Raw genomic sequence first — 23,815 nt, forward strand, 5'->3', positions numbered from 1 at the left:
GATTAATTAAAATTATACCAACTTTTTTATAAAAAAGTTGGTATATAACAAGAAATTACCGAAAATTTGGGGTTAACATCATCTAGCGAAGGAAATTAGCGTACTTTACGAATTAAAAATACAGTCGCCAATATTGGCTGGGTTTGCCATAATTAATGATCTAATCAGTAAATTATCTATGGCTGCTCAATAATGACAGATAACCCAGTCAAAATTCACCTGCTTGCTGGTATCCAGGGTTTGACGTTGTTGGTTTTCTATACAGAAGACTGTTGGCAGTTTCGAGTTTTAACTCTGGATGGTGCTGTTTTTGGAGAAAGAAAAGTCTATTACAGTACCCACGCCGCAGAAAAAGCTGCATGGGAATGGATTCATCAAAACTTCTATGGTTGAGTACTTTTGCTGATTTAACAGGGTGCGATCGCCATTTTTCAATTATAGGTTTTTGTTTCTCAACTTTGTTACCAAACGTGCCACAATTGGTAATCAGATAGCTTTTACAAGTTTTAGCAATATCTTCAATGAAAACCTACGACTGGATTGTAGTTGGCGGTGGAATTACAGGTGCTACACTCGCCTACGAATTAGTCAAACTAGGCTTGAGTGTACTGCTATTAGAAAAAGACACTATCCCCCAAAATGCGACTCGTTACAGTTATGGTGGGTTGGCTTATTGGTCAGGAAGTACGCCATTCACTCGTCAATTATGCCAAGAAGCGATCGCAATTTATCAAAATCTAGCTCAAGAGTTAGACGCTGATATTGAGTTACGAGAATTAGACTTACTACTAACTATTGATGCCGATAGCAACCCCCAAACAACGGCTGCATCCTATGCCAATTGTTTCACTCCCCCCCATCTAATCAGTGTTGAAGCCGCTTGTGAATTAGAACCATTACTCAACCAAAAAGCAATTTCCGGTGCTTTAACTGTCAAACACGGACACATCCACCCCCAAAAAACAGCACAAGCTTACACTCAAGCTTTTTTACGTCATGGTGGTGAAATGCACATCACCGAAGTATTACAAGTCAAATCAGGTACTGTCACAACTACTTCTACAACCTATTCCTGTGAGAATGTAGTTGTCTGTGCTGGTGGGTTTAGCCGTCACCTATTAAAAGCAGCAGGTATTGACATCAAACTGTATTTTACCCATGCAGAAGTAATAGAAACACCACCTGCTGATGTCGAGTTAAAAACTTTAGTCATGCCAGCTAATCTGCAAAGATTTAAATTAGAAGCTGCATCTACAAAAGATGATCAATTGTGGGATGAACTAGATAATCAACCAGCACCACCGATATTAGATGCTGGTGCAATTCAGTTTCAAGATGGGAGTTTACGCCTCGGACAAATCAGTCGCGTACTAACAAACCCTTACGCAAATATCAATTCAACCACAAGCGAAAATTGGTTAAGACAAAGTATTACCAAAATTTTACCTAAATTGGGTAATTTATCAGGAAATTGGCATCATTGCTTAGTAGCATTTAGTAGTAATAGTCTGCCTGTAATTGGCGCGATTCCAGGAAATGAGGGTATTCATATTTTTTCTGGCTTTAGCAACCCTTTAGTTTTTGTTCCTCCTTTAGCCAAGCGATTTGCTAAATTTATCAAGGGACAAGAACAGGCAATAATAATGCAATGAATCAATTCAAACCTTTAGGAATTTAGATCAACTATGCTCCATACTCATTCTGCACTAACATCTATGTCATTGCAACCACCTTCAGTATTAGAGATAGAATATTAACAACATCTAGTATGTCTAAGTAGTCATCATGAACTGTGTACACCAGAACACATGAAAAAGTCTTTCCCTTACACCCCTATACCCTTACACCCCTACACCCCCTTTTTAAAGTCAGAACAGGGTAAATAATTAAAGGTTTGTAGTGAGAACTTTAGTTCTCAAATCAGGACTAAAGTCCTTACTACGAACTCAATCTTAGGTCTTTTTACATTACTTAACGTAGTTTGTTCTTTCGGTTCGTTTTACTTAGCCTTGAGTTTAGTCACTAATTAGCGGAGTTAACGACAATGAGTAAGTTAATTATTTTTGGTTTAATTGTGGTTTATGTAGGTGGTGTTTGGAAATTTTGGAATGGTTTTAGCAGAACTAATTTTGGTCAATCCTTACCCAACCGAATTAGTTTATCTTTGCTATGGCCTGTTTTATTTATTGCTAATAAATCCTATCGTAGTAACTTCAGAAAGGCTCTGAAGGGTTAGCTAAAAAGTTTCACAATACTTCATGTTAAAAAACCCCAATTTATTCAAGAAATTGGGGTTTTAATGTAATTACTAATTCGTAATACCCTACGGGAAGCAAGCTACGTAATTCGTAATTACTAATTAATCGACAAATTCACGAACAGCTTATTAACGTCTATTATTGCGCCAGATGTGGACTGCTGTACCTGCGGCTGCACCATTGACGGCATTATTTAGTGGTTTGTTGCATCTACCTCTACCACCAATCACTGCTCCAGCCAACGTACTAGCACCAGCCGCTACTAAAGCATCCTGTCCTATATTACGGCGACGGGGATTATTTCGTAAACCATTAGCACCATTAACCGCCGCACCTGCTACTGCACCCTTAGCAGCGTTTCTTAATACATTACATCCAGTCAGAACTCCCGTCACCGCCGCAGCACCAGCACCAACTAAAGTATCTTCTACAACTTTTTTATCAGCAACAGCAGGTTGTACTGATAGCAAACTGACACTAGCTATACTTGCAGCCATAAAGCTGGGTAGAAATGCGCGTTTGAGATTTTCTTTCATAGGGTTCACCTTGTAAAAAACATCTACACTCACAGCCAAATCATTTGATTTTTTCGTTGCAGATGTAGTAGATGTTGTTGTTTTGATTTTAGCTAACTGTAACTGAGCTATTACGCTTTGAAATTACACACTCATTAATTAAGGTTGTTAACTATTAACCGTCAATAGCCAACAGAAAACACTATATCTCATCATGACATTCACAAAATAACAAGTTCATCTACTTGCAGCTATATTTTTTAATATTTGTTTAAAGAATAATAGGTTATTTGTGGACAATAATAAAACTGGCACATATTGGACTGATATTTGATTTTTGAACAGATGTCTAAGGTCTGTTAGAGAGAGCATAAACCAACTCGCTCAAAGGTTTCGGTGCGTTACGGCTTATACCAATTCTCTATGAAGTTGCGCCAAATAAATGATGTAGAGACGTTGCATGCAACGTCTCTACAGTACAGAATAAAGGTTTTTTTTATGTGTCAGTCTAATTTGGGTATGGGTTTTAAAACGCTTGAATCCACTCTTTTACAGAGTATTCAGTCCAAATACCATTTTGCCAGTAGGGGTCATTTTCAATTAATTGGCACACAGTCGCCTCGTCTTCGGCTTCGTAAAGTCCAAAGACTTTGGTGACATCTTTGGTAGGGCCAATTGTAATTAGCACACCAGATTCCTTTTGTTTAGCTAAACCCGCTAAGTGTGCATCACGGTAAGGTGCGCGTTTTTCTAGAACGTCTTCACAGTAAGAACCCCACATTACATATTTGGACATGATGACTTGAGATGAATTAACTACCTGTTGTCATCTTATGAGAAAATGGAATTTGGGCAAACCGGCTATTTTTTTATCTATTTATTTTTCTTAGTTTTTGTTTAGTCCATCGCTTGAATTTGCTGATTCGCTGCATACTGTGCCTGTACCATTGCCTGCTTTAATGATTGCTGTCCTAATAAAGCACTGATAAACTGGTTATCAAAATTGTTAACAATGGGGGCTGGATGTTTGCCAATTTGCCAAGGTGTAGCATAATTAACACCAGCAACCAAAGGCGACCTTAAGACATCTTGATCATATCCCAATTTCTCTGCTACTGACTTACGTGTAGGTAAAGCAAAACCTGTTCCTGTCCATTTCTGCATTCCCGCTTTACCTGTGAGATAAGAAATCAATTCCCACGCTTGGACTTTATGTTTTGATTGCTTATTCATCACATAGGCAACAGTAAAAACCATTGTCCCTTTTTTTTCATTAATCTTGGGTACTTCTGCGGTAGCAAATTCCAGTTGCGGAAAGGTTTCTTGCAGGTAAGGAATAGCCCAATTACCTTCAATGACCATTGCTACTTTACCCTGACCAAACATTTCACTACCTGAGTTTGTGCCGACATCGGATTTTTGGGCTGAGGAACGGTCTTGGCGGTATTGGTCGATAACTAGCTCTAACCCCTGTAAAGCTTGCTGACTAGCAAATGCGGCGTAACCGTTGGAGTCAATAATTTGTCCGCCAAAAGCTTTGATTTTATAAGCCTGACGTGCTAATTCTGGCATTTCTCCAAAGCCGTATCTGTTGAGTTTACCGGTTAATTGCTGGGAGTAGGCGCGTAGTTCCTGCCAGTTTTTTGGCGGAGTGTTTAACCCAACCGCAGCAAAGGCTTTTGTGTTATAGAACAGTGCCAAAGTGGAATAGTCTTTGGGTACCCCGTAAATAGAGTTTTGATATTTAAAGCTGTTTAATAAAGTTGGTTCAAAGTCTGCTAAGTCAAATTCTGGGGTAATGTAATTATTTAAGGGTTCTAAGACATTCTGACTCATCAAGAAAGGAGCTTCGATCGCATCCAGATAAAAAACATCAGGTGCAGCTTCCCCAACTAAGCGAGTTTTGATCACGTCCATGTATTGGTCAGGAATTACTTCATATTTGACCTGAATTTGGGGATATTGGGCTGCAAAATCTTGCAGAACTTGTTTTAATAATTTTTGCTCTACAGGCGAACCACCCCAGCCACTGAGTTTGATGGTGACATGGTTGGGTTTGGGTAGATGATGACAACTAATAATTGTAATGGCAATGGAGATCGCTACTCCCAACCATCGCCACCAGTTTTTTCTCATCACAGTCAAGTAAAGGGTAACAGGGAACTATCTTCCACCTTAATACCAATTCAAATTAAGGTTTGTAGTAAGGACTTTAGTCCTTAACTTGAGGGCTTTAGCCCTCTCTTCTCTAGGAGACGCTTACAGCGAACGAGACGCTGCGCGTAGCTTGCTTCCCCGGAGGGGTACACTACGAACTCCGCAAAGTTGGCTTGGTGAAGTACTAGGTGCGTTACGCTGTCGCTAACACACCCTAACTAATATTTAACTCATCTGAACTTTTGTTAAGCGCAACACCAGCCAACATTCAGATCAATAAGTAAATTGTTAAGTTAACTAAATTTTTATTTATATATTCCGAACTTTTATGGAGAAATGCAAGGTAAAATATCGAAAATTGTCACCAAAGCTTCCGAGTGCATACTAAATGCCTGAAGCTGAACTCACGCTAGGGTGCGTTACCCATAAATAATGTCTATGGATTCGGTTCAAGTTGAAACAGCTTCATCTCTGGTTCTGGAACTTCCCCAGATTTCTCAACTTCCAACTCCCCTCACTCCTCCTCCTAGCTCAACATCTAGCACCCGATTTCAAAAGAATGGGATTCGCACTAGTTTAAGAGCCTCAACTACGGATGCAGTGTTTGCGGCTGTATTTTCCCTGGCGACTAGCGGGATTTTATTAAGTAACTTTTTGGTGGAATTAGATGCTAGTCCAGTGATATTTGGGATGATTTCCTCAATCCCTATGCTGGTAAATCTAATTCAGCCGTTAGGTGCTTACTTATCAGAGCGCACTACCAGCAGATTTCAATATGCGCTGTGGACGTTTGGGATTGGTAGACTGCTGTGGCTGATTTTATTAATGGGGGTTGTGGCTTTTAGTTGGGGATGGGTGAACTCCCTACAATTAGAAATACTGACTCTGTTGATTGTCTTAGCTAGCCATCTGTTAGGCGGACTCGGAAGCGCGTCTTGGCTGAGTTGGTTGGCGATGATTGTTCCCCGAAAGTTGCGTGGCAGGTATTTTGGTATACGCAATAGTGCATCTAGTTTGACTAATTTAGTCTGTGTACCTTTAGCCGGTTTGTTGATTTCCCGGTGGTATGGCGGCACTCTCCAAGGTTATGGTGTGGTGTTATTTATCAGTATTATCTTTGGTATCCTTAGTATAGGATGTCAGTATTTCAAACTAGATATTAATCCCAAAGTCCAAAATTCTATTGTTCAGTTTCCGCGCCTGAAACCTGAAAAATCTGTACCGACAACCATATCCCCACCCGCAGACACTACAGACAATATCTGGAAAAACTCTAACTTTTTGATGTTTCTGTTTTATTCTGCCTTATGGATGCTATCTGTGCATCTGAGCGCGCCATTTTTTAACCTGTATATGCTGGATACACTGCATTTAAACGTTAGCTGGGTGACGCTTTATGGTAGCTTGCAAGCCGGAGCGAATATGCTGCTGATGATATTGTGGGGCAAGTTAGCAGACAAAATTGGCAATCGTTTAATTTTGATTTTTATTGGTGTTTTAGTAGCGGTAACACCATTTTTATGGCTAGGGATAGATACTAATAACTGGGATTTGTGGTTGTGGTTGCCACTGCTGCATATTTTAACAGGTGGTACGTGGGCAGCTATTGACTTGTGTAACAACAATATACAGCTAGAAATTGCCCCAATAAAAAACCAGTCACTTTATTTTGCGATCGCATCTGCTGTGGCTGGCTTTAGTGGTGCTTTAGGCACAACTATTGGGAGTTTCATTGCCCAATTCGCTCAACATGGCGGTTTATTGGGACTATTTGCCCTCTCTGGGATGTTGCGCCTAGTAGCGTTGATTCCGTTAGTTTTTGTCAAAGAGTGATCAATTGGGAATCGGGAATGGGGCATTGGGCATTGGGAATGGGGCATTGGGCATTGGGCATTGGGGTAAAAATTTTTCCCTTGTCTCCCTTGTCTCCCCTGTCTCCCTGCTCCCTGCCCCCCTGCCCCCTGCTCCCTGCCCCCTGCTCCTCCACTCACTCCGCAGCTGTGGTACTAAGAGTCATCGTTTCCCACAGCACCATAGGGGGGGCTGTGGGAACGGGTTGATGTAAGGCGATGAGTTTGCCTAGGGTGTTCTTTAATTGGGTACGAGGTACGATTTCATCAACGAAGCCGTGTTTGAGTAAGTCTTCGGCTGTTTGGAAATCATCGGGTAATTTTTCTCTGAGGGTTTGCTCAATCACTCGGCGACCGGCGAAACCGATGGTGGCTTTAGGTTCTGCTAAAATAATGTCTCCCAACATGGCAAAGCTGGCTGTTACGCCGCCTGTGGTGGGATTGGTTAATACAGGAATATAGAGTAATCTGGCATCACGGTGACGTTCTAAGGCGGCGGAAATTTTCGCCATTTGCATCAGAGAGAGCATACCTTCTTGCATTCTCGCTCCCCCAGAGGTGCAAACAATGACGACTGGGTAACGTCGTTGGGTGGCTTGTTCAATGAGGCGGGTAATTTTTTCACCCACAACAGAACCCATGCTACCGCCCATGAAGCGGAAATCCATCACGGCTAGCCCGACGGGTAAACCGTTGATTTGCCCTAAACCGGTTTTAACTGCGTCGAGTAGTCCTAGTTTATCTTCCATTTCCCGCAGGCGATCGCTATAAGCTTTGCGATCGCGGAATTGCAAAGGATCTGTCGGGCGGAGATTTTCATCGATTGGCCGCCAAGTGTTTTGATCTATCAATTGACGGATGCGTTCATCAGTATCTACCCGATTATGATGTCCACATTCAACGCAGACCATTTGATTAGCTAAAAGGTCTTTGGTATAGGTTAACACACCACATTTAGGGCATTTATGCCATAGCCCGTCAGCAATCTCACGCTCTTGGCGTTCGGGGTTGGTTGCTCCTGATTTACGGCGATTTGCAAACCAGTCAAATAGAGACTTTAAACCGCGTGATTCTTCGTTGTTTGCCATTTTTATCTTATTCAAGTGGGTACGAGGTCGAAAATAAGTCAAGCAGTCAAGATAATTAAATTATCATTAGTCTTGAGTAATTTTATGGACTATTGATTATTAGCCTTTCACTGTTGACTACATCGCCAAATTACGCTTCTAAGCAATTCAGACCTAAATTTGCATCTTTGGTTGCCAGCTTAACGAAAATACTGATGCCAATACAAGTCTTTGTTTCATGTGATGTTGTAAATGTATCGGCAAAATTAAAGACGCTATCATACCAACCCCCCAACAGGATGCTTATCCTCAACCCCCAGCTTGAAGTATTGCCCCCAAGATTGCAATGTGTGTTGCCAGTTGATGAGCATTCAGCATTTACCAACAGGTACTTCTCAATTAGAGGGTGATACTAGTCACAAGCTGATATTACCAAAATGTCAAGGGTAAATGGGGTAATCAAGGCTACAGTCGGGGAAAATTTAGTTGGTATTGGTATTGGGAATGGGGCAGGGAGCAGGGGGGCAGGGGGGCAGGGGGACAAGGGAGACAAGGGAAGGGGGACAAGGAAGGCAGGGGAGAAAAACTAATGGTTCGGCACTCAGCACTAGAAGAACAATTTCAGGTAAGCGGATAAGACAGCTTCGCCGCCGAAGAGGGTGAGGAATGCGCCGGAGGCTAGGAAGGGGCCGAAGGGGATTTTTTGTCCCCATTTGCGTTTTGAGAGCAGAATTGCACTGATTCCTACAATTGCGCCTAGACTGCAAGCGATAAATCCTGCTAACAGTAAATACTTCCAACCTAACCACGCTCCCATCATGGCGGCTAGTTTGGCATCTCCTGCCCCCATTGCTTCTTTTTGTAGGAAAATACCGAGAATGGCGATCGCATCAAATAACCATAACCCTAATACAGCCCCCACTATCCCCATCATTAAATGTTTGACTACCCCGGCAATACTGGGTTCAGTTATATATCCCACTACCACCTGAAAAATAATGCCCAACACTAACCCGGACTTAGTGAGGGGGTTCGGTAACGTCATCGTATCTAAATCAATCAGGGATAAGGCTAATAACCAACTACAAAAAACCCAGTATCCGATTGTTTGGATTGAGACATTAAATATAAAAAATATGAGGAGAAATATTAGCCCTGTTACCGCTTCTACCACTGGGTAACGGAGAGAAATCTGGCTTTTACAATAACGACATCGACCTTTTAACCACAGCCAACCCAGCACAGGCACATTATCATAAGCTTTTAGCTGGTTTAAGCAATGGGGACAACGGGAAGGCGGCCAAAGAATTGATAATCCCGCAGGTAATCGATAAACTACAACATTGATAAAGCTGCCAATAGATGCACCCAAGGCGAAAACAATCACACTCGCCAGGGCTACCATCAAAGTATCCATATAGTTATTTGTCACGAGTCTTGAGTCAGTTGTCGTTTATCTTTCCCTTTTTGTCGAGAGTAAGTTAATTTTGACTATTGACTATTGACTTTTGACAAAAAATACCGAATTGGGATAGGTAGTATTGTTTTGAGATTCTGGAATAGGCTCAGAATCTAGGCTTTTAATCCAAAATCCAAAATCCAAAATTGGTATAACTAATACATATGAGATTCAATTTGGCTCAAGGGTACAAAACATTCTTGAGGTAAAAGAACTGGTTGATTAGTAAATATGACTTTACCGCGATGAGTTACCCGATTGATAGCCACTCCTGAAGGCTGGCCAGCTATTTCAGGATGTACTTCACAATGGGTATAGTAAATTTGCCCCGCAGCTCTGATTACGGCAGGATCAATCAAAGGAGACTGGCTTCTGGGGGCTGTAGTAAATTGAGCTTTTCCCTGTTCTTGTCGTAAAGCGTACACTATATTGCTGCGTAGTTGCTAGATTTGCTTCTAGTTTAGCTGAATCTTTTCATAAGAGTTGCCAATTTGGCCAATTGGGCTGGAAAATTTTTTCAGGTTGGAGTGTAGGGGTAGGCTTTCGAGGGCAGGTTTTTGACACTTAGACCCAAAAATAGTGGTTTTAGGGTATGGAGGTGCAGGAATGGTTGAAAGTCTGATTATTTCATGTGCTTGAAAGTTCTCACTGATTACTTCCTGAAAAACTTACGAATTACGAATTAAAAAAAATGGTTGTCTTAAAACGTCGCTTAGGTTTAGAACAAGAGTTTTTTTTAGTAGATGAAGCCGGTGAAATTAGTTCCCGTGCAGATGAGTTTTTAGAGACTTGTCACCACCTAGCCGCCACCGAAAACATTAACCCTAATTACTTTGTGCCTGAGTTCGTCAAGTGTATGGTGGAGATTAACACACCGCCAGCTTATACAGGTACAGAATTAGCACAACTATATATTAAAAATGTGAAATTAGCGATCGCTGCCGGTCAAAAAATGGGTTTGCGTCTGTATCCTTTGTCAAGCTACCCACTGCATATTATGCCCGTCATGCGTGACAAGCCAAATTATCATATCCAAGCTCGGACTGTAGGCTATGACAGGTTTCTACACGCTGGCAAATGTACAGGGACACACATACATTTAGAAGTACCGCCAGGAGTAATTGATCCTCGTGTAGCAGTCTCCTATAACTCAACACCAACAGAGCGAGAAGAATTACTCAATATCTATAATTTGGCAACAGCTTTAGACTCAGCCTTAATTTCCCTAGCACGGGCGTGTCCCTTTTATGAAGGAGAAGCCATCGGACTAGCTGCCCACACGATTCGTTATCGAGGCAGTGAAACCTTTGGTTGGGAGGGAGTCTATACCCATTTGCAACCCGTGGGCGGACTGATGCCCTATGCTGAGAGTGTGGAGGCTTTAGTAGAGCAGCAATTTGCCCGTTATTATGCTTGGTTAGAGGCATTAGATCAAGCCGGCATTGAGCGTCACCGGTTTTTAGAAGCTGGCGGTAGTTTACTCAAATCAGCATGGAATCCCGTTAGACTCAACAAGCTGGGTACTGTGGAAGTAAGATGTATTGATAGTAACTTTCCCTCGGTGATTATAGCTATGATTGTTCTCTTAGAACAAGCTGCCCATCGAGTCAGAAATGAACAACTACAAGTTAAACCTACAAAAGCTGTGCATACATTAGAACTGAGTGAAAATTACCTTTATGTTCCCGATTTTGAATATTTAAATGGTGAATTATTGTATGCTGCGGCAACAGAAGGAGTAAAAAATCCGCAAGTTAAAGCTTACGTTGATTCTGTATTAGAGTTTGCCATTACAGATGGGGGGGAAAATACGCAATATTTAGCCAAATTGAGAGCAGACTTAGATAATTATCAAAGTATAGAAACAGAGATTTTGCAAAAATTTACCCCAGCAACTGCGGAATTATCACGGGATGAAGGCTTGCGTTTAGTGCGGGAGTGTTGCAGCCAGTTAGAAGCAGAAGTTTCATTATTTAATTCGTAAGTAGAACGACTTGAAAAAACCAAACTATGTAAAGTAATGTAAAAAAATTGAATTTAGTTCGTAGTAAGGACTTTAGTCCTTAAGAGAGGACTAAAGTCCTCACTACAAACCTTTAATTATTTACACCGTTCTACTTAATTCGTAATTCGTAATTCGTAATACTCGCAAAGGGAGAAGCAAGCTACGTAATTCAGTAATTCAGTAGGGTGTGTTACGGCTGTGTCAGGATTTGAAAGTGTCAGATATTGATATTTAGCCGTAACGCACCGCTATTATACGGTGCGTTACGCGTTGCTTGAACGCACCCTACTACTACTTTATAAATAGCCTCTAATTCAATTTTTGAGAAAATCAATTACTACCTGAGATACTTGTTCAGGTATTTGATTCATCATACAAATTGTTCCCTGTTCAAATTCAACTACTTGAGCATGAGGAATTGCTTGTGAAAGAAAATAGCGATCGCTAAATTTTGCTAAACTTAATCTTTCAAATTCTTGCATATCATCCAGTCCCCAAATAATTAAAGTTGGACACTTAATAGCACGAAATCTTTCTGGTGCATCTAGACAGTAATGGCCTACAGCCCAAACTGCGTATAAAGGATGACCAAAGCATTTTAAGTCATCTAAAACCCAACGGTGATTTAATTCAGGAGAGCCGACATATCGAGAACGGGCTAACCATCTTTCCATGAGATGTCTGCCATCTGCTTGGATTTGAAAACCTTCCTCAAATCTTTTAAATAGCTCGGCTTGTCCTCCTTCACCGAAACCAGCGACGTTACCTAAAATCAGTTTATCAACGCGATCGCTATAACTTGCGGCTATTTCTCCCGCCACGAAAGCACCTGTATGATTACCGAGAATACTAGTTTTTTCTATACCTAGTTCATCTAAAAGTGCGATCGCTGTTTTTGCGTAGTCAGCAATAGTATACATTCTCGGTGGTTTATCAGAATCACCAAACCCCATAAAATCCATTGCAATGACTCGCCTGTGTTCAGCCAAAATAGGCATCAGTTCCCGATATTCATCACTACTGCGGGGGTTCATGTGCAGCAACAACAGAGATTCACCCTCGCCACCGATGCGATAAAGAATCTGGCCATCATCAGTGTCTAAAAAAGCACGTTTAATCTTTTGTTTCATGCTCACAACTACGAATTACGAATTACGAATTACGAATTACCGCCAGTTCTTTCTTCCCAGAAACTCTTGGCGACATCTTCAGAATCTCCCTCGCCTGTGCCGGGGTGGCAACTTCTCGCCCCAGGGTATGCGCCATATTCACAACTTTTTCTACTAAATTGCCGTTGTGGGGCTGTCCAAAACGGACATAGGGATCATCACCCAGTCCAATGCCAACATGACCTCCCATCGTAATAGCCCAAGCTGCCAAAGCCATCACGTCGCCATTCCAACACATCACTAACCATTGCTCACCTGCGGGAATAGAATCTACTGCTGCTTGTAAGTTGGGGAGTGTTGGTAAAAAGCCGGTGGGCATAGTTTCCCCTGTGAAGACGAACTCCCAAAAAGTATTGTGTGAGAGTAGCCCCATTTCTTGGAAACATCGGGCTGTGCGAATTTGTCCCATATCCCAACAGACTGTACTGACAAAGATGTCGTTTTCTCGGAGTATTTTTAATACTTCCTGGATGTAAGCGCGAGAACTAATGTGTACTTGGTCATAGGTGTAAAATTGTTTAGCCTGGGGATTCCAAAAGTCTATATTGAGTGAGCCAAATTCTAAAGGAACCATATCAACGCCCAGGGCAGGATCATTGTTTGCCGCTAGTATGTGTTTAACGCGATCGCTAACTAGGCTTTCTTTAGTAACGTAATTCAGTGTAGGATTGATAATTAAATCCGTGTTTTCACGGATGCCTTGAATAGCTTCTAGATAAACTTCTACATCATTAATCCACTCACCAGTAACTCGATCTCGTCCATGCCAATGAAAGATAGATGCTCCCGCTTCCCAAGCGCGCACAGCTTCTTGAATTATCTCCTCTGGAGTATGTGGGCAATGAGGGTTATCTTTGCGGAAATCAGAATCGTTACTGCGACACTCTATAATCAGTGGTAGTTCCCCGTTCATAGTTTTATGCCTATATATTAGGTAATTTTATATTTGTGTTTGCTGCTGCCTTTGCCCTACTTTGTCCCTATAGAAAGTTAAACATTTTCCTGTCAATTTCGGCTAGTCATTTAGGCAGATTTTGCTCAGGAATTAAGCTTACTTCTTCTTAAATAAATGCCAGTAGGCGAACCTAAAACTTCTCCATTATCATAAATCAAATTTCCCCGTAAAAAGGTACTTTTGACTTTTCCTGTTAACTCCATCCCTGCAAAGGGTGTGTAACCTTGCTGTGATTCTGAATTACTAGCGTTAACTACAAAACTTTCATGGGGATTTAGTAATACTAAATCTGCATCATAACCAATAGCAATATCTCCTTTTGTTAATAATCCAAATCTCCGTGATGGATTCCACGAGAGCAATTGAGCCATGTGGTTGTAAGACATTCCCCGCTTACTACCTTCACTAAATACACCAGAAAGTAAATATTCTGTGCCACCAAAACCAGACTTAGCTAACCAAATATTATTGGGGTTTTTTGCATTAATTTTTTGTTCCGCCGCACAACAAGCATGATCACTAACTATCCAATCTACTTGATGGTTGAGTACCGCTTGCCATAAGTATTCCACATCAGCACGGGGACGAATTGGGGGGTTAACTTTCGCCAAAATTCCGTTAGGAGTATCAACATCTAATAATAAATGACCAACGGTAACTTCTCGCCGGAAATTAATATGAGGAAAAGCAGTTTGCATCGTCAAAGCTGCTGCCATTGCTTTTTGGGAACTCAGATGCAATAAATTGATATTTGCACAGTTAGTTTCATGTGCCAAATAAGATGCAATACAAATTGCTAACCCTTCAGAATGGGGAGGACGTGCTGCACTATAAGCGTGTAGTCCACTCAGGCTAGCATCATTTTCAACTATCTTGGTGTAGGCGTTAAGAATTTCGGCAACTTCGCAATGTAAACTTAAGCTAATAGTGTCTTGTGCTTGTGGGTATTTCTCTCTTAACTTTGCCAACCCCCGCATAATAAATTCAAAATGAGCAAAATCATATCTTTCTGATTTATTAATCATTAAAAATAAGTTTTGTTGGTCAGAAAGACCATGTAAACCATAGCCACCATAAAACATAAAAATTTTAAATGAGGTAATGCCGTGTGTTTCAAACAGCATTGGCATTTCATCAATATGCTGGCTGCTAATGGGGGCGATATGATAACTGTAATCAACAAAAAAATTGCCTTGAGATAATGCTAATACTTCCGGGAAAAATTCTTGGTATGAACCGCCTTTGTTGAGATAATACTTTCCTGTACGGATGTAATTGAGGCTAGTTGTTACTCCCCCCATTGCGGCGGCTTTGCTTTCTGTGACTGCATCTTGGTCGAGGGGTTGGTAAATACCGATGTGCATATGAGCATCTACGACCCCAGGAAAGCCTAAGAGGTTTTTGGCATCAAATACTTGTTTAGCTGTGTCTGGGTTAATATTAGGGGCAATCTGGGAAAATTTCCCATCCTTGATTCCCAAATCAAGGAGTTCGACACCATCGTTATGGGGACGAACTACCCGCACATTTTTGATAATTTTATCTAATATAGGAGGTTCAGACATAGTAGACCTCGCAGTGAAAAAGCAGGGGAGTGTGGGGAGTGTGGGGAGCAGAGGAAGCCGAGGAGAAAAACTAATAACTCTCCCCACTCAGCACTCAGCACTCCTCACTCAGCACTTTTAAGCTAGTCAGTATTTTCAACATCCTACAGGAAGGCTAGCTAAAATATATGACTATGTAACAGTTGTTTATCGAATTATTTTTAGGATCTAAGTCAATGTCAACTTTTAATGAGTATCATCTTAATCCTGAAACATTTCCATTTCTCAAGCCATTTCAAGCTAAATGGCAAGTAATTCGAGATGAGTTTAGGGGATTTCTGAATCAGGCAACGCCGGAGGAGTTAAGGTTTACTTACGATGTTTTAGGGCCTAAAAGTAAAACGATTAAAACTAAAGGCAATTCTAAATATAGTGCTTTTGGGATTTTATTCCAAGGTTTATTAATTGAGGAATATATTCAAGTACATCACATTCAATATCCAGATTATGGAACAGATGAGGCGGCAGCTAAAGCATTGGCTTTAAGAAAGAAATATTTCCCTAATTTGGCTGAAGTTATTCAACAGGTGAATTTAATTGATGATGGGGTAATTAGAAATGTTTATTTTGGAACATTTCATCCGGGTTTAGATATTAAGCTTCATGTTAACTATAACCCGCACATGAATCGGGGTTATTTGGGGTTAATTGTGCCACAGGGTGATGTGGCTATGAAAATATGTCATGAACAGCTTTATTGGTATGAAGGGGAATTTATGGTTTTAGATCATAGTTATCCCCACTGTCCTCATAATTATACTGATTGCGATCGCACTGTTTTAGTTGTTGACTTTTTTAAAATTGATCAGTCAAGGGAGGCAGTGATGGGTTTTGAACAGGCGCAGGTTGCGGAACGTATGCGGGATAATCCTTATAGTTTAGGGGTTTTTGGGAAAAGTGATCAGGCGAAGGAGGAGGATTTTATTAAGTATGGTTTGGCGCATCAGTTGGAGTGGGATAAGTCTTTATGAGTTTTTTTAACGCAGAGTGGCGCGGAGGTTAACGCGGAGGAACGCGGAGGTTTTTTTGAGGTGTTTTGAAGATGCAAGGTTATAGGAAGTTGGTTGCTAAACGGCTGGCTCAAGATTTTAAATCTGCTGTTGAAATTGTAGAAGTTTCTATTCCTGAAGTTGGGAAAGGGGAGGTGTTGATTTGTAATAAGTTTGCGGGGATAAATGCGGGGTTTGATACTTTACTCTGTCGGGGGGAAGTTCCATATGTGAATTTGACACCGCCTTTTGATTTGGGTGTGGAGGTGGTGGGGGAAGTGGTGGCGGTGGGTGCAAATGTCTCTGATTTTCAGGTGGGTGATGCTGTTATCACTACTTTACGGGGTGGGGGTTATCGAGAATATCAGGTGATAGATGCTAGTCTGGCTGTGAAGGTGCGGGAAGCTACGCCGGAGGTTCTCAACCTTGTTCCTACTGGTGTTTCCGCTTTGGTGGCTTTGGAACAGGTGGGGGAAATGCAAGGCGGTGAGGTGGTGTTGGTGACGGCTGCGGCTGGTGGTACTGGCCATATTGCTGTACAGTTGGCGAAGTTAGCCGGAAATCATGTTATTGGTACTTGCAGTTCTGGGACGAAGGAAAAGTTATTACGGGAATTAGGTTGCGATCGCATTATCAATTATCATACAGAAAATCTCGCTCAAGTCCTCAAGGATGAGTACCCCCAGGGAATTAATTTAGTTTTTGAGTGTGTGGGTAAACAGGTGTTTGATACCTGCGTTGATAATTTAGCTATTCGGGGACGGTTGGTTAGTATTGGCTATATTTCTGAGTATGCCAAAGATGTGGAACAGGTGATGCAACCGCGTATTTATCACCAATTATTTTGGAAGGCTGCTTCTGTGCGGGGTTTTTTAATGCCACATTATCAAGAATATATCCCAGAGGCGCGCGATCGCTTATTAAATCTTTTCTACGCAGGTAAACTGAAAGTATGTGTAGACTCAACTCAGTTTCAGGGTTTAGAATCTATTCCCTCGGCGGTAGAATATCTGCTTAGTGGTCGTAATTGTGGCAAAGTAGTTGTCAAGTTTTAGTATTTTAAACACATGACACAAAATGCAGAAAATACTTTAAAAGTAGCTCACCAAGCATTCGAGCATTTTACCCAAGCTTTAGCTACGGGTGAATGGCAAGCTTTTCTAGATATGCTCACAGATGATTTTAGTTTTTGGTTTCCGGTAGGCAAGTTCCACGGTTTAAATCAAGGTAAAGCACGCGCCAAAGAGTTTTTTGAATATGTGTCTGCATCTTTTCAGCCGGGAATTAAACTAGTATCTTTAGATCACATTACTAGTAATGAGACAACTGTAGTCTTTGAATTTCGAGATGAAGGACTTTTATTGGGAGAACCTTACAAAAACCGGATAGCTGTTTCCTTTGATGTACGAGGAGATAAAATTTGTGGCTATCGAGAATACTTTGGTAGTGATGGTAAGTCTTATTGAAGATATTAGCAAAATTTAGGCTGCATCAGTATGAATAATTCTCGATATAGTTAGCTTTGATTGATTTTCTGGTGTTCCCTGAAAATTTTGATTTCATGTCCTAGAAATATTGATACTGATTCACTGATGTTAATTATTTTCGGCTTTTATTGTTTGGATTTCTTTGCACTTACTTGTGGCTGCTTGATAGGCTGCTAAATATTCCTTGCCTCCCAACATCACATCACCATAATATTCATAAGGTGCATCCCCATAAATAGGTAAGGGATCATCTTCTGGGTAATCTTCTTTTGATTCTTCTATGATGGCTTTTAATTTTTTCACAGTTAAACTTTGAGCCGCAAAATACCACATTTCTTGGTGGTTTTTCTTGATGTGGGGTAAGTTAGGGTCAATAATTTTATCTTCTACTTCAATCCAACTGTGTTCTAGTGGTTTGTATGGTTTACTTCCCGCTACTAAAAATCCTTGCACATATTTAGCACCCTCTGTAGCTAAGGCTGCTTTATAAGCATTATCAAATGGCTTTTTAGGTTTGCTTTTGATACTTTCGGCAGTTTTGATGGAAAGTTCTTGATCTAATACTTTATTCATGTACCAATACTATTAAAAGCACTATCTTTAATATAATATCATTTTATCAGTTAGCTGTTAATTTATCACTGCCGATAAGGATTTATATAACGTATTTCAAAGCGGCTCTGTTCCCAAAGTGGTAACAAAGCTTGTTTAGCAGCATTTAATTGAGCTTGGGAGTAGCTAGTTCTGCCATGTTCTATAATCCAAATAAAGGTTCTTGTCATTAAATCTGCTTGCCAGCTTTGTTCATATTGATAATTACTTATCCTACCTACTTGAGCATCTAAATAATACAGAATATCTTTAAAATTCCATTGAGTAAAATTACTTCTCATTCTATCTTTAGTATTACCTGCTTCCATTAAAGTTAAGTTACGGATGAGATAGTCCATTCCTGCTATTGATGAGTCAGTATTCCGTAATAAATTCGTGAATGTTTGATAATATGCTCTCAAAATCACCGCCGGAATATTTGCTAAATAATTATGTAACCAAGATTGTATATCTTGCAGATACGGGACTAATTCTCTAAGATCGTGAATTGCTGTAATTGCAGTATAATTGCTAGCATCATCAGTAATATTTCTCTTTAACTGTGACGCTGATAAATTGTGTTTTTCTGCGTAGTAATCAATAACTTTAGGAATAAATTTTTCTAATAACCATTGTTTTGTGTATGTAGCTGTCCAAGTACCTCGCGGGCCAATATCTTGTTTCCATGAATTAATTTCTCCGGTTTCTAAAGACTGGAGGTGAATATGATTAATTTGATAAACTATATTAATTATGCCTCTGGGTAATAAAGATAAATGATTGACAGGTTTAGGTAAAATAAACGCATGATCACGGATGCCTCTACTGATACGAATAGAGGTTTCCTCTTGCTGAAATAAGTGCCATTCTGTCTTACCCTTTACATAATTAAATTCATGGGCAAAATCGTACATCAATTGCCATAATTTAGCATCTACAGACAATAGATTTACACCACGACTACCTAAAAATTCAACAAATTCAAAATCCCAAGTTTGTAAAAGATTTTCGCATTCAATAATAGACTGTTTATATTCTTGGCAAATTCTATCAATACACAAACATAAATCTGCCGTTTCTAAATCAGATAAAATAATTGTTGTTTGACCTAAAGTAATTTCAAAAGCATTTTCATCAATATGTTTGATAAATCTGCGACATCCCCATTCAGGGCGTGTGTTTAACCCGGTCATTAATTGAGCTAAAATGTCCTGATGGTTGAGTTTAATTTTACATCCTCTTAAAATCACACCACTAAATTGAATTTGGCAATCTCCCTCTCTAAATGCCTTGGGTAAGTTGCATTCTATGACAACTTTAGGTTTAACTACAATTAGGCGATCGCCTGTTCGCAAAATTGCTGGGATAAAATCAGTTTGGGCGATAATTTCTTGTAAATTATGCCGTCTGAGAGATTTTTCAAGTAAGTTATATTGACTATATTTTAAGGTATTAATTGCATTTTTATTAATATCTTTTAGAATAAAATAATTAAATTTTCTATAAAAATCTAAAGCTATGTTATTACCCTTGAGGGAGTAAATATTTTTGTCAATAACACACTCTTCTCGGTGGTAACTTAAATATTTAAATAATTTTATTTGATAACCATTAGTAATAATAAAAAATAAAGGCTTTAAATAAATACTGTAGAATCTAGCTTGAGCGATCGCATCTTGAAAATTATTCGAGTTTGGCGGTAAATTAATCACAATTATTAATGCCGTGTCAGCATTTTGCTGCACAACATCATCAGTAGAAAAATATATTTGGACATTTTCTAATTGATTTGTCTGGTTACTATTTTTTTGAGAATTTAAACTAGATTTTTGAGAACAACATTTATCTGGATAACAAAGATGCTGAAACATTGGTGTAGTAAACTCAGTCTCAACATCATCCTGGTTGCGTAAAACCCGATAATCAAAAGATTGTATCCATGTTATAAATCTCTTTTCCGCATCAGCAGGTAACATTTGATCATCCAAGGGAATAAAGCTCTAATAAAATTAACTATACAGACTCAATTTATCTATGTCGCCTGGAGTTAACCTTCCTCAGCAAAAAAATGAAATTAATTTGAATTTTGGGCATGGGGCATTGGGCATGGGGCATTGGGGAGGCAGTGCGTTGCGGAGGTTTCCTCCGTTGTAGCAACTGCCGTCATCGGGCATTGGGGAGGCAGTGCGTTGCTTTGGTTTCCAAAGTTGTAGCAACTGCCGTCATCGGGCATGGAAAAGTAAAGATATATATAAAGGCACAGTTAAACTGTGCCTCGATAATTGTGGAAATATCATGACCATGCAAGTCAAATTTATGTCAAAGCTACTACCTTTTCTAGTAAACCTTGAAACAATCTCAAGCCGTCATCACCACCCAGCATAGGATCAGGTGCCCTTTCTGGGTGTGGCATCATACCAACAACATTACCCTGACGATTGCAAATCCCAGCAATACGATTAAGTGAACCGTTGGGGTTTGCACCTGCATAACGTAACACTACCTGCCCATGATCTTCAATCTGAGATAACGTTGCCTGATCAGCATAAAATCTGCCTTCACCGTGGGCAATAGGTAAAGTAATCAGTTCACCACTATTGTAAGCGCGCATCCAGGGACTATTGTGATTTTCCACTATCAAAGGGACGCGATCGCAAATAAAATGCAAATCCCGATTCCTAGTGAGTATTCCCGGTAAAAGTCCAGCTTCCGTCAACACCTGAAAACCATTACAAATCCCCAAGACTAACTTACCCTTTTGGGCATGGTTGACTACTTGCTGCATCACAGGCGAAAATCGAGCGATCGCACCACAGCGCAAATAATCACCGTAGCTAAACCCCCCAGGGATGACAATGGCATCCAAATCATCAATATCCGTCTCTTGATGCCATACCATACGAGTTGGCTGTCCTAGCAAATCTCTAGTGACATAAGCAACATCGCGGTCACAATTAGAACCAGGAAAAACTACAACACCAAATTTCATAATTAGTTAATAGTCAATGGGCATGGGGCTAATCAATTCAAAATTCAAAATTCAAAATTCAAAATTAAAGAATTTTGGGCATGGGGCATTGGGCATTGGGAATGGCTCAGGGTGTGGGAGGTGTGGGAGGTGTGGGAGGTGTGGGAGGTGTGGGAGGTGTGGGATGGTGGAGAACAAATCTTTCCCCCCACACTCCCCTCTCTCCCCACACTCCCCTCTCCCTTGTCTCCCTGCCCCTGCCCCCTGCTCCCTGCCCCCCACTCCCCACTCCCCAATCTCTAAAACACCCCCGTTTGGGTTTCTACTTCAATTAGCTCAAAACGGTAATTTTCAATGACAGGATTTGCTAACATTTGGTCACAGATGCGATCCATGTCTTGGTATGCCTTAGCTTCTTCATTGGAAGTAATGGTTAATTCAATATACTTACCAATGCGGACATTTTCTACATTATCGTATCCCATTTGCTGGAGGCCAGATTGGACAGCCACACCAGCAGGATCTAAAACTGAAGGACGAAGGGTAACGAAAATTTTGGCTAGATACTTGGTTTGCACGGGCTTTTGCTGAATGCTGCGATCGCTATACTATAACTTTCTGTTCCAACTAAGTAAGAATAAGATTATAAAGCCGTTAAAGTTGATTTATTAATTGATGTGTCTAACAAGCTTGTACTATTAAACAAATGTCTATGAGAGCCATCCGCACCCGCAGCCAAGAACGAATTTTAACCCTGCTACAAACTATCAAGCAAGGTATTTCCGCCCAAGATATATATGTAGAACTCCGAAATCGTAATCAGAGCATGGGTTTGGCTACGGTTTATCGCTCTCTGGAAGCTCTAAAATTAGAAGGGCTGGTACAAGTACGGACTTTAGCTAATGGGGAAGCTTTGTATAGTTTGGTACATCAAGATAAACACCATCTAACTTGCTTGCAGTGTGGTGCTTCGATTCCCATTCATCAATGTCCTGTCCATGATTTAGAAGATCAGCTACAAACTACCCATAAGTTTAAAATTTTCTACCACACTTTAGAGTTTTTCGGTTTGTGTGGTAAGTGTCAGATGAATCATGGTCATTAAGTTAACAGCGAAAGTACAGCACCTTCACCAAAACGTTTGGTGCGTTACGGCTTACACCTAACGCACCCTACATATACTAATGATTTTTGACTGACTACCTACCATTAACTATGGAATCAGTGGGATTATCGGAAACTATCGAGCGTATACCTTCTAAAGTAGCGGGGATAGTGCGAGGATCGATAAACATTACCTTGCTACTATCGCTCTTACCGATGGTAGAACCCATATCAAGATAACCCAAAGCTAACAATACCTCTAAGGCTGGGCGAGCGGTAGAATTGGTGTTGATTTTTTGGGCAATAATTTCTGCTGATTCTGCGATCGCTTGTGCTTTGAGAACTTGCTGCTGACGTTCCGCCTGTGCTTTCAAAACTATGGCTTTTTGTTCGGCTTCTGCTTGTAAAATTACCGATTTTTGTCGAGCTTCTGCATCTAAAATTTGCGCTTCGGCTTTACCTCTAGCACTATTAACAGCCGCTTCTCTCTCACCTTCAGAATTTAAAATTGCTGCCCTTCTGCGGCGTTCTGCTGACATTTGTAATTCCATTGATTCCCGCACCGCCTGAGAAGGAATAATGTCTCGCAGTTCTACCCGTGTTACCTTCACACCCCAAGGATCAGTAGCAATATCCAAATCTCTTAATAAAATTTCATTAATTTGAGCGCGAGCGGTGAAGGTTTCATCTAATTCTAATTGTCCCATTTCTGAGCGAATTTGAGTTAGAACTAAATTGGTCATTGCTGATTGTAGATTTTCTACCTTATACCAGGCTTTTTCCATATCAACAATCCGCCAATAAATCACCGCATCTACTTCAATACCCACGTTGTCACGGGTAATACATTTTTGTGGGGGAATATCTAAAACTTTTTCCCGAATAGTTTGTCTGTAGACAATTTTATCTAAGAAAGGAACGACAAAATTTAGCCCTGGTTCGAGTTTTTTGTTGTAACTTCCCAGTCTTTCTACTAAAGCTTCATTACCTTGGTTGACTACTTTCACAGAGCCAGCCACAGCAGAACCGCCTAATGCCAAAAATACTAATAAAAAAAATTGTTCCATTTTATTGATGCTCCTGAATATTTAACTCTTATTGACTCCGCAACAAATTTTCTGGCATCACAATCAATGTAGTTCCTTCCCTTCTGACAACATACACTCTTTCATGAGATGCGATCGCCAGGTGTTCATCATCGCACAACGCCCGCCAAGAATTGCCCTCGTATAATACACGCCCAGTTTTCCCGGCAGGAATTTCCGTTAAAGTCTCCGCTATAATTGCATCTTGAATTTTTGACTTGCGTCGTCGTGGTTGCAAAAACCGCCGAGACATGACAATCAATAAGGTAGAAAGCAACAGCCAAGCTACAACCTGCATCCATAAAGCCAAGCCGAATTGGGAGAGTATCGCCACAATTAAGGCACTAATCCCCATCATGAAGGCGACAAAAGCCGATGGTAAAAACAGTTCTGTTAAACACAAAGCTGCTCCTGCAAGTAGCCAGATTAAGGTAGAAATTGGCATATCGCCATCCTAGACACTACATTTACAACATACGTTTCTAAATATCTCAGAGTGGATACATACCGACACTAGCGGTTTACAGAAAAATTGACTGTTTTTAGGAAATA

The 23,815-nt window shown here is 40.5% G+C and carries 28 protein-coding genes; 10 read left to right on the forward strand and 18 right to left on the reverse strand.

Annotated elements, in window-relative coordinates; genetic code table 11:
• Positions 1-192 precede the first annotated feature (192 nt).
• The 3 genes from ACPZ3T_RS21715 (at position 193) to ACPZ3T_RS21725 (ending at position 2,236) form a co-directional block, all read left to right on the forward strand.
• On the forward strand, positions 193-393 hold the full coding sequence (locus tag ACPZ3T_RS21715) for a hypothetical protein (RefSeq protein WP_490271524.1): 201 nt from the start codon (positions 193-195) through the stop codon (positions 391-393).
• 128 nt (positions 394-521) lie between these two features.
• Positions 522-1,652 carry an NAD(P)/FAD-dependent oxidoreductase gene (locus ACPZ3T_RS21720; protein WP_490271525.1) on the forward strand — a complete coding sequence of 377 codons (1,131 nt, stop codon included), beginning with the start codon at positions 522-524 and terminating at the stop codon, positions 1,650-1,652.
• Between the two features lie 392 nt (positions 1,653-2,044).
• Complete coding sequence (locus tag ACPZ3T_RS21725; protein WP_490271526.1) at positions 2,045-2,236, forward strand: hypothetical protein; 192 nt, start codon at positions 2,045-2,047, stop codon at positions 2,234-2,236.
• 150 nt (positions 2,237-2,386) lie between these two features.
• On the opposite strand, the gene ACPZ3T_RS21730 is transcribed toward ACPZ3T_RS21725, so the two are convergent.
• The 3 genes from ACPZ3T_RS21730 to ACPZ3T_RS21740 all read right to left on the reverse strand — a co-directional run bounded on the left by ACPZ3T_RS21730 (position 2,387) and on the right by ACPZ3T_RS21740 (position 4,909).
• Positions 2,387-2,794 carry a hypothetical protein gene (locus tag ACPZ3T_RS21730; RefSeq protein WP_490271527.1) on the reverse strand — a complete coding sequence of 136 codons (408 nt, stop codon included), beginning with the start codon at positions 2,792-2,794 and terminating at the stop codon, positions 2,387-2,389.
• A gap of 505 nt (positions 2,795-3,299) precedes the next feature.
• On the reverse strand, positions 3,300-3,569 hold the full coding sequence (locus ACPZ3T_RS21735) for a YciI family protein (RefSeq protein WP_490271528.1): 270 nt from the start codon (positions 3,567-3,569) through the stop codon (positions 3,300-3,302).
• A 101-nt stretch (positions 3,570-3,670) separates the two neighbouring features.
• Positions 3,671-4,909, reverse strand: coding sequence for an ABC transporter substrate-binding protein (locus ACPZ3T_RS21740; RefSeq protein ID WP_490271529.1), 1,239 nt, complete (start codon positions 4,907-4,909; stop codon positions 3,671-3,673).
• Between the two features lie 459 nt (positions 4,910-5,368).
• Between ACPZ3T_RS21740 and ACPZ3T_RS21745 the strand changes: the two genes are divergently transcribed.
• Positions 5,369-6,763 (forward strand): MFS transporter, encoded by a 1,395-nt coding sequence (locus ACPZ3T_RS21745; RefSeq protein ID WP_490271530.1) that lies wholly within the window; start codon positions 5,369-5,371, stop codon positions 6,761-6,763.
• On the opposite strand, the gene ACPZ3T_RS21750 is transcribed toward ACPZ3T_RS21745, so the two are convergent.
• Positions 6,753-6,917 (reverse strand): hypothetical protein, encoded by a 165-nt coding sequence (locus tag ACPZ3T_RS21750; protein ID WP_490271531.1) that lies wholly within the window; start codon positions 6,915-6,917, stop codon positions 6,753-6,755. The two genes, ACPZ3T_RS21745 and ACPZ3T_RS21750, sit on opposite strands and share 11 nt — an antisense overlap.
• Positions 6,918-7,868 (reverse strand): acetyl-CoA carboxylase, carboxyltransferase subunit beta, encoded by a 951-nt coding sequence (gene accD, locus ACPZ3T_RS21755; protein WP_490271532.1) that lies wholly within the window; start codon positions 7,866-7,868, stop codon positions 6,918-6,920.
• A 416-nt stretch (positions 7,869-8,284) separates the two neighbouring features.
• On the opposite strand from accD, the gene ACPZ3T_RS21760 reads away from it, so the two are divergent.
• On the forward strand, positions 8,285-8,437 hold the full coding sequence (locus ACPZ3T_RS21760; RefSeq protein ID WP_490271533.1) for a hypothetical protein: 153 nt from the start codon (positions 8,285-8,287) through the stop codon (positions 8,435-8,437).
• Positions 8,438-8,454: 17 nt separating this feature from the next.
• On the opposite strand, the gene ACPZ3T_RS21765 is transcribed toward ACPZ3T_RS21760, so the two are convergent.
• Positions 8,455-9,264, reverse strand: a complete 810-nt coding sequence (locus tag ACPZ3T_RS21765) for a prepilin peptidase (RefSeq protein WP_490277318.1) — start codon at positions 9,262-9,264, stop codon at positions 8,455-8,457.
• Between the two features lie 197 nt (positions 9,265-9,461).
• On the reverse strand, positions 9,462-9,731 hold the full coding sequence (locus ACPZ3T_RS21770) for a hypothetical protein (RefSeq protein ID WP_490271534.1): 270 nt from the start codon (positions 9,729-9,731) through the stop codon (positions 9,462-9,464).
• 266 nt (positions 9,732-9,997) lie between these two features.
• Between ACPZ3T_RS21770 and ACPZ3T_RS21775 the strand changes: the two genes are divergently transcribed.
• Positions 9,998-11,290 (forward strand): glutamate-cysteine ligase family protein, encoded by a 1,293-nt coding sequence (locus tag ACPZ3T_RS21775; protein WP_490271535.1) that lies wholly within the window; start codon positions 9,998-10,000, stop codon positions 11,288-11,290.
• A 335-nt stretch (positions 11,291-11,625) separates the two neighbouring features.
• On the opposite strand, the gene ACPZ3T_RS21780 is transcribed toward ACPZ3T_RS21775, so the two are convergent.
• The 3 genes from ACPZ3T_RS21780 to ACPZ3T_RS21790 form a co-directional block, all read right to left on the reverse strand.
• Positions 11,626-12,441, reverse strand: coding sequence for an alpha/beta fold hydrolase (locus ACPZ3T_RS21780; RefSeq protein ID WP_490271536.1), 816 nt, complete (start codon positions 12,439-12,441; stop codon positions 11,626-11,628).
• Between the two features lie 22 nt (positions 12,442-12,463).
• A complete protein-coding gene (locus ACPZ3T_RS21785; protein WP_490271537.1) occupies positions 12,464-13,393 on the reverse strand; it encodes a beta-keto acid cleavage family enzyme in 930 nt (309 codons plus the stop codon).
• A gap of 125 nt (positions 13,394-13,518) precedes the next feature.
• The gene (locus ACPZ3T_RS21790; protein WP_490271538.1) at positions 13,519-15,000 is read right to left on the reverse strand and encodes an amidohydrolase family protein; all 1,482 of its coding nucleotides are present in this window, start codon (positions 14,998-15,000) and stop codon (positions 13,519-13,521) included.
• A gap of 215 nt (positions 15,001-15,215) precedes the next feature.
• Between ACPZ3T_RS21790 and ACPZ3T_RS21795 the strand changes: the two genes are divergently transcribed.
• From ACPZ3T_RS21795 to ACPZ3T_RS21805, 3 genes are all read left to right on the forward strand, one after another.
• Entirely contained in the window at positions 15,216-16,010 is a 795-nt protein-coding gene (locus ACPZ3T_RS21795) for an aspartyl/asparaginyl beta-hydroxylase domain-containing protein (RefSeq protein WP_490271539.1), read from the forward strand.
• A 71-nt stretch (positions 16,011-16,081) separates the two neighbouring features.
• Entirely contained in the window at positions 16,082-17,083 is a 1,002-nt protein-coding gene (locus ACPZ3T_RS21800) for a zinc-binding dehydrogenase (RefSeq protein ID WP_490271540.1), read from the forward strand.
• Positions 17,084-17,095: 12 nt separating this feature from the next.
• Complete coding sequence (locus ACPZ3T_RS21805; RefSeq protein WP_490271541.1) at positions 17,096-17,494, forward strand: nuclear transport factor 2 family protein; 399 nt, start codon at positions 17,096-17,098, stop codon at positions 17,492-17,494.
• 129 nt (positions 17,495-17,623) lie between these two features.
• On the opposite strand, the gene ACPZ3T_RS21810 is transcribed toward ACPZ3T_RS21805, so the two are convergent.
• The 6 genes from ACPZ3T_RS21810 to purS form a co-directional block, all read right to left on the reverse strand.
• Positions 17,624-18,088 (reverse strand): hypothetical protein, encoded by a 465-nt coding sequence (locus tag ACPZ3T_RS21810; RefSeq protein WP_490271542.1) that lies wholly within the window; start codon positions 18,086-18,088, stop codon positions 17,624-17,626.
• 65 nt (positions 18,089-18,153) lie between these two features.
• Entirely contained in the window at positions 18,154-20,094 is a 1,941-nt protein-coding gene (locus ACPZ3T_RS21815; protein WP_490271543.1) for a hypothetical protein, read from the reverse strand.
• 86 nt (positions 20,095-20,180) lie between these two features.
• The gene (locus tag ACPZ3T_RS21820) at positions 20,181-20,339 is read right to left on the reverse strand and encodes a hypothetical protein (protein WP_490271544.1); all 159 of its coding nucleotides are present in this window, start codon (positions 20,337-20,339) and stop codon (positions 20,181-20,183) included.
• A gap of 81 nt (positions 20,340-20,420) precedes the next feature.
• Positions 20,421-21,095 (reverse strand): phosphoribosylformylglycinamidine synthase subunit PurQ, encoded by a 675-nt coding sequence (gene purQ, locus ACPZ3T_RS21825; protein ID WP_490271545.1) that lies wholly within the window; start codon positions 21,093-21,095, stop codon positions 20,421-20,423.
• A gap of 44 nt (positions 21,096-21,139) precedes the next feature.
• Positions 21,140-21,370: a hypothetical protein gene (locus tag ACPZ3T_RS21830; protein ID WP_490271546.1), complete on the reverse strand. Its 231-nt coding sequence runs from the start codon at positions 21,368-21,370 to the stop codon at positions 21,140-21,142.
• Positions 21,371-21,373: 3 nt separating this feature from the next.
• On the reverse strand, positions 21,374-21,652 hold the full coding sequence (gene purS, locus ACPZ3T_RS21835) for a phosphoribosylformylglycinamidine synthase subunit PurS (RefSeq protein WP_490271547.1): 279 nt from the start codon (positions 21,650-21,652) through the stop codon (positions 21,374-21,376).
• Between the two features lie 134 nt (positions 21,653-21,786).
• On the opposite strand from purS, the gene ACPZ3T_RS21840 reads away from it, so the two are divergent.
• On the forward strand, positions 21,787-22,179 hold the full coding sequence (locus tag ACPZ3T_RS21840) for a Fur family transcriptional regulator (protein WP_490277320.1): 393 nt from the start codon (positions 21,787-21,789) through the stop codon (positions 22,177-22,179).
• A gap of 94 nt (positions 22,180-22,273) precedes the next feature.
• On the opposite strand, the gene ACPZ3T_RS21845 is transcribed toward ACPZ3T_RS21840, so the two are convergent.
• Together ACPZ3T_RS21845 and ACPZ3T_RS21850 are read right to left on the reverse strand one after the other, a co-directional pair.
• The gene (locus ACPZ3T_RS21845) at positions 22,274-23,245 is read right to left on the reverse strand and encodes an SPFH domain-containing protein (RefSeq protein ID WP_490271548.1); all 972 of its coding nucleotides are present in this window, start codon (positions 23,243-23,245) and stop codon (positions 22,274-22,276) included.
• A 28-nt stretch (positions 23,246-23,273) separates the two neighbouring features.
• Positions 23,274-23,708 carry an NfeD family protein gene (locus tag ACPZ3T_RS21850; RefSeq protein WP_490271549.1) on the reverse strand — a complete coding sequence of 145 codons (435 nt, stop codon included), beginning with the start codon at positions 23,706-23,708 and terminating at the stop codon, positions 23,274-23,276.
• Positions 23,709-23,815: the final 107 nt, after the last annotated feature.

This window comes from Aliinostoc maniaoense, from assembly GCF_058172895.1.